Genomic DNA, 5527 nt, shown 5'->3' with positions numbered 1-5527 from the left:
GTACGGCGGTGCGGCGGGCCCGGCGCTGGGTGCCGCCGGTGCGCGGGCCGTAGCCGACCAGCACCTCGCGCCGCTCGGGCACCTCCTCCGCCTCGGCCGGGGCGGCCGGAGCGGGGGCGGCCGCGGCGGCCGGCGCGGCCACCGCGGGGGCGGCACCCTCGACCGCCACCGCGATGATCGCGGTGCCGACGTCGACGGTGGAGCCCTCGGGGAAGAACAGCTGCTCGACGACCCCGGTGAACGGGATCGGCAGCTCGACGGCCGCCTTGGCGGTCTCGACCTCGCAGACGACCTGGCCGTCGGTGACGGTGTCGCCCGGCTTGACGTACCAGGAGAGGATCTCGGCCTCGGTCAGCCCCTCGCCGACGTCGGGCATCTTGAACTCGCGGAGCGCGCGGACTTCGGTGGTCATGTGCGTCGCTCCTCTCAGTACGCGAGCGCGCGGTCGACGGCGTCGAGCACACGGTCCAGGTCGGGCAGGAAGGACTCCTCCACCCGGGACGGCGGGTAGGGCGCGTAGTAGCCGCCGACCCGCAGGACCGGCGCCTCCAGGTGGTAGAAGCACTTCTCGGTGAGCCGGGCGGCCAGCTCGGCGCCCATGCCCAGGAAGACCGGGGCCTCGTGGACGACGATGCCGCGGCCGGTGCGCTTCACCGACTCCTCGAGGGTGGCGAAGTCGACCGGGGTGAGCGAGCGGAGGTCGACGACCTCCAGGTTGCGGCCGTCCTCCTGGGCGGCCGCGGCGGCCTCCTGGCAGACCTTGACCATCGGGCCGTACGCGATCAGGGTCGCGTCGGTGCCGGGGCGGACGATCCGCGCGGAGTGCAGCGGCAGGTCGGAGCTGTCGCCGACCTCGCCCTTGTCCCAGTAGCGGCGCTTGGGCTCCAGGAAGATCACCGGGTCGTCCGAGGCGATCGCCTCGCGGAGCATCCAGTGCGCGTCGTGCGCGTTGGACGGGGTGACCACCTTGAGGCCCGCGGTGTGCGCGAAGTAGGCCTCGTGCGACTCGCTGTGGTGCTCGACGGCGCCGATGCCGCCGCCGTACGGCATGCGGACGGTGATCGGGAGCTTGACGTGCCCGAGCGAGCGGGCGTGCATCTTGGCGAGCTGGGAGACGATCTGGTCGAAGGCCGGGTAGACGAAGCCGTCGAACTGGATCTCCACCACCGGGCGGTAGCCGCGCAGCGCGAGGCCGATCGCGGTGCCCATGATGCCGGACTCGGCGAGCGGGCTGTCGATGACCCGGTCCTCGCCGAAGTCCTTCTGCAGGCCGTCGGTGATTCTGAAGACGCCGCCGAGCTTGCCGATGTCCTCTCCCATGAGGAGGGTCTTCGGGTCGCTCTCCAGCGACTTGCGCAGCGCCTCGTTGAGCGCCTTCGCGATGCTGAGTCGCTCTGCCATCAGTTCTGCTCCCCGCCCTCGAAGGAGGCCGCGTAGGCCACGTACTCGGCCCGCTCCTCGTCCACCAGCGCGTGCGGTTCCGCATAGACGTGGTCGAAGATCAGGGTCGGGTCCGGGTCGGGCATGGAGCGCACGCCCTCACGGACCCGGAGGCCGAGCGCGTCGCTCTCGGCCTCGACGCCGGCGAAGAACGCGTCGTCGGCGAGGCCCTCCTTCTCCAGGTGGGCCTTGAGGCGGGTGATCGGGTCCTTGGCCTTCCAGGCCTCGGTCTCCTCGGAGCCCCGGTAGCGGGTCGGGTCGTCGGAGGTGGTGTGGGCGCCCATGCGGTAGGTGAACGCCTCGATGAGCACGGGGCCGTTGCCGGTGCGGGCGTGGTCGAGCGCCCAGCGGGTCACGGCGAGGCAGGCGAGCACGTCGTTTCCGTCCACCCGCACGCCCGGGAAGCCGAAGCCGGAGGCGCGGCGGTAGAGCGGGATGCGGGTCTGGTTGGTGGTCGGCTCGGAGATCGCCCACTGGTTGTTCTGGCAGAAGAAGACCACCGGCGAGTTGTAGACCGAGGCGAAGGTGAAGGCCTCGTTGACGTCGCCCTGGCTGGAGGCGCCGTCGCCGAAGTAGGCGATCACCGCGTCGTCCGCGCCGTCCTTGGTGATGCCCATCGCGTACCCGGTGGCGTGCAGGGTCTGCGCGCCGATCACGATGGTGTAGAGGTGGAAGTTCTTCTCGTTCGGGTCCCAGCCGCCGTGGTTCACGCCGCGGAACATGCCGAGCAGGTTCAGCGGGTCGACGTCGCGGCACCAGGCGACGCCGTGCTCGCGGTACGTCGGGAAGGCGTAGTCGCCGGGTCGCATCGCACGGCCGGAACCGACCTGCGCAGCCTCCTGGCCGAGCAGCGAGGCCCACAGGCCCAGCTCGCCCTGGCGCTGCAGCGAGGTGGCCTCGGCGTCGAACCGCCGGACCAGCACCAGGTCGCGGTAGAGCGCGCGCAGCTCCTCGGGGCTGGTCGCCAGCGGGAAGTCCGGGTGCTCGACCCGGTCGCCCTCCGGCGTGAGCAGCTGGACGAGCTCCGGCGCGGCGCCCGTGGCTGCGCGGAGGTTGTCAGGGACGCCGGGGGCGGCCTTCTTGCGCGCCCTCGCCGTGCTTTTGACGGTCACGTTCACTCCTCGGTCTGTCCGGCCGCCCGGGGTCGCCGGTGACCGGTCCGGTCACCTCCGGGCAAAGCGCGCTGGGTGTGCGCACCGGCTGCTCGGCAGGTGGTGATCCTTCTCCGACGGCGTCCCTCACGAGAACGTTACCCAGCGGCGCCCCTTGGCGCGCTTGCGCTAGGACGTCCTACTTGTTCCTGTCCGAGAACCGCCGGTGTGGTGCGGGTCTCGACTCGGTGGCCGTCAGGACACCAGCGCACGGTATCCGGGCAAAGCTCTCCGCGTAAGGGGGTAACGGGCATCGATTCGGTGTCTCCCATTCCCGGCTGTCCCCCGGGGAGCGGCCGGGAGCAGGGATTTCGACACGGTGGCGTGGAAGGATTCCCCCATGACAGGAAACGGACATATCAGGGTATTCCTCCTCGACGACCACGAGGTGGTGCGGCGCGGCGTACACGACCTGCTGTCCACCGAGGAGGACATCGAGGTGGTCGGCGAGGCCGGCACGGCCGCCGAGGCGCTCGCCCGGATCCCGGCGGTCGCACCCGACGTCGCGGTGCTCGACGTGCGGCTGCCGGACGGCAACGGGGTGGAGGTCTGCCGGGAGGTCCGCTCCCGGGTGCCCGACGTGCGCTGCCTGATGCTCACCTCCTTCTCCGACGACGAGGCGCTCTTCGACTCGATCATGGCGGGCGCCTCGGGCTACGTGCTGAAGGCGATCCGCGGCACCGACCTGATCACCGCCGTCCGGGACGTCGCGGCCGGCCGCTCGCTGCTCGACCCGGTGGCGACCAGCCGCGTCCTGGAGCGGCTGCGCGAGGGCGGCGGCAAGGAGGACGAGCGGCTCGCCCAGCTCACCCGGCAGGAGCGCCGGATCCTCGACCTGATCGGCGAGGGGATGACCAACCGGCAGATCGGGAACGAACTCCACCTGGCCGAGAAGACGGTGAAGAACTACGTCTCCAGCCTGCTCGCCAAGATGGGCATGGAAAGACGCACGCAGGCCGCAGCGTACGTGGCGCGGAACCTCCCTCCGGGTGCACGATCAGACAGTTGACGATCTGTCAACCACGCCTTCACGAGCTCATTACGCTCTCCCCGTGATTACCGGCCCGGCCTCCCCGCCCGACGTCCGCGGGGACCGCACCCCGTCCCTGCTCGTTCCCTCCGCCCGCCGCGCCCGGCCGCACCCGCCCGCCGCCGCACCGGCCCGTCCCGACCTCTCCGCCCCGCCCGTGGGCACCCTGAGCCCGCCCGTCGCGCACGCCGCCGTGACGGGCGTGCTCCGCCGTTTCGGCACCGGTCCCGCGGTCGCCGTCCGGCCGGTGGCCGAGGGCCTGCTGAACCGCGGCTACCGGGTCACCACCACCGAGGGCCGCTACTTCCTCAAGTGCTACGTCGACCGGGCCACCGCCTCCCGCGCCGCGATCGGCGCCCAGCACCGGGCGACCACCGCACTGCACGCCCGCGGCCTGCCGGTGGCCCGGCCGCTGCCCGCCCTCGGCGGGGACACCGTCGTCGCCCACCGGGGCCGGCTGTTCGGCCTCTATCCCTGGGTGGAGGGCGAGCACCCGCACGGGACGGCGCTCGACCTGTCGCAGTGCGCGGACCTCGGTGCGCTGCTCGGCCGGCTGCACGGCGCCCTGGCACAGGTCTGCGCCCCGGTGCGCCAGCCTGCCGGGCGGCTGGCCGCCGATCCGGACGAGACCGGGCGGCTGGTCGGTGACCTGCGGCGGCTCGCCGGGCGCCACCACCCGCACACGCCCTTCGACGCACTGGCCGAGGAGCACCTCGCGGAGCGGCTCGACCTGCTCGCCGCCCACCGCGGCCGTCGGCCGGCCCCGGCCGACGCGCCGCCGACCGGCTGGACGCACGGCGACTTCCACGGACTCAACCTGCTCCACCGGGGCGGGGCGGTGGTCGCCGTCCTGGACTGGGACAAGCTCGGCCTGCACCCGACGGCGGAGGAGGCCGTCCGCGCGGCCACCCTGCTCTTCAACGACCGGCAGAGCGGGGTGCTGGACCTCTGCCGGGTGCGCGCCTACACCAGGGCCTACCGGGCCGAAGCGGCGGCCGGCCCGGGCGAGTTGGCCGCCGCCGTCCACCGGGTCTGGTGGGAGCGGCTGAACGACCTGTGGATGCTGCAGTGGCACTACCAGCGGGGCGACCACCGCGCCGACCCGCTCTTCCCCGCCGCCGCCGGCCAGCTTCGCTGGTGGTGCCAGGAGTACGAGCAGGTCCTGGACGCCTTCAGCAACTGACCGGTCGGACCGTCAGTTGCCCGGTCCGGCGGGGGCGGTCGACGCCCCGCCGCCCGACGTCTGAGTCGGTGTCGCCTTGGTCTCGGTCGGGGTCGGCGTCGGCGTCGCCTTGGTCTCGGTCGCCGTCGGCGACGGTGACGAGGTGTCGGTCGGCGAGGCCGATCCCGTCGGGCTCGGGCTGCCGGTCGGTGAGTGCGTGCCGAAGGTCGGCTCGGTCGGCCGGGTCGTGCCGGTCTGCGAGCGGGTCGGCGGGGCCGAGGTCGGCTGCTCCGTCGGCTGGCTCGTGTCCGCGGGGGCCGTGGTCCGGGTCTGCTGCTGGGTCGGCGTGTTGCCTCCGCCGCCGCCACCGCCGCCACCGCTGAGGGCCAGCCCGATCCCGACGCCGGCCGCCACCAGCACGGCCAGGACGCCCAGCACCCAGCCCCACGGGCTGCGCCGGTCCTCCGGCTCGTAGTCGTCGTGGCCGCCGCCACCCCCGCCGTAGCCGGTGTCGCCGTCGTAGCCCTGCCCCCCGTAGCCCTGCCCGCCGCCGGTCGGCTGGTAGGGCCGGGACGGCGTCTGGTAGGGCGAGGTGACCTGGAACGGCAGGGCGGCCGTCGGGTCCGCCGGGTCGGTGCGGCCGATCGGCTCGGTGACGGCGGTGCCGCCGTTGGGCGTCCCCTCCGGCCCGGGCCGGCCGTTGCCGTGGCCGTTGCCGCCCTGGCCGGCGGCGGCCAGCCCGGC

General features: G+C 73.4%; 5 protein-coding genes and 1 pseudogene. 2 read left to right on the top strand and 4 right to left on the bottom strand.

The features are described 5' to 3' along the window. The 3 genes from KSNIM_RS19240 to pdhA form a co-directional block, all read right to left on the bottom strand. Window positions 1-412 (bottom strand): biotin/lipoyl-containing protein (locus tag KSNIM_RS19240; RefSeq protein ID WP_317634035.1); only part of this gene is annotated, 412 nt, incomplete at its 3' end. A gap of 14 nt (window positions 413-426) precedes the next feature. Continuing rightward, window positions 427-1401 (bottom strand): alpha-ketoacid dehydrogenase subunit beta, encoded by a 975-nt coding sequence (locus KSNIM_RS19235; protein ID WP_263104440.1) that lies wholly within the window; start codon window positions 1399-1401, stop codon window positions 427-429. Next, window positions 1401-2552, bottom strand: a complete 1152-nt coding sequence (gene pdhA / locus KSNIM_RS19230; RefSeq protein ID WP_411543743.1) for a pyruvate dehydrogenase (acetyl-transferring) E1 component subunit alpha — start codon at window positions 2550-2552, stop codon at window positions 1401-1403. Before pdhA ends, KSNIM_RS19235 begins: the two co-directional genes overlap by 1 nt. Window positions 2553-2931: 379 nt before the next feature. Between pdhA and KSNIM_RS19225 the strand changes: the two genes are divergently transcribed. Together KSNIM_RS19225 and KSNIM_RS19220 are read left to right on the top strand one after the other, a co-directional pair. Beyond that, window positions 2932-3600, top strand: coding sequence for a response regulator (locus KSNIM_RS19225; RefSeq protein ID WP_263104438.1), 669 nt, complete (start codon window positions 2932-2934; stop codon window positions 3598-3600). A gap of 43 nt (window positions 3601-3643) precedes the next feature. Beyond that, window positions 3644-4804 carry a phosphotransferase enzyme family protein gene (locus KSNIM_RS19220; RefSeq protein ID WP_317634034.1) on the top strand — a complete coding sequence of 387 codons (1161 nt, stop codon included), beginning with the start codon at window positions 3644-3646 and terminating at the stop codon, window positions 4802-4804. Window positions 4805-4816: 12 nt separating this feature from the next. Here KSNIM_RS19220 and KSNIM_RS19215 read toward each other — a convergent pair. Continuing rightward, window positions 4817-5527, bottom strand: a pseudogene (locus KSNIM_RS19215) (hypothetical protein); the annotation flags it as partial.

The sequence above is a fragment of the Kitasatospora sp. DSM 101779 genome, from assembly GCF_025655475.1.
Taxonomy (GTDB): Bacteria; Actinomycetota; Actinomycetes; order Streptomycetales; family Streptomycetaceae; genus Kitasatospora.
The sequence above is the reverse complement of the archived record's forward strand: the minus strand, read 5'-3'. Positions and strand labels throughout refer to the sequence as shown.

Bases quoted from the DNA above. Each gene is read 5' to 3' on its own strand.
- KSNIM_RS19235 (WP_263104440.1), bottom strand. From the start codon at position 1,401: ATGGCAGAGCGACTCAGCATCGCGAAGGCGCTCAACGAGGCGCTGCGC.
- KSNIM_RS19225 (WP_263104438.1), top strand. From the start codon at position 2,932: ATGACAGGAAACGGACATATCAGGGTATTCCTCCTCGACGACCACGAG.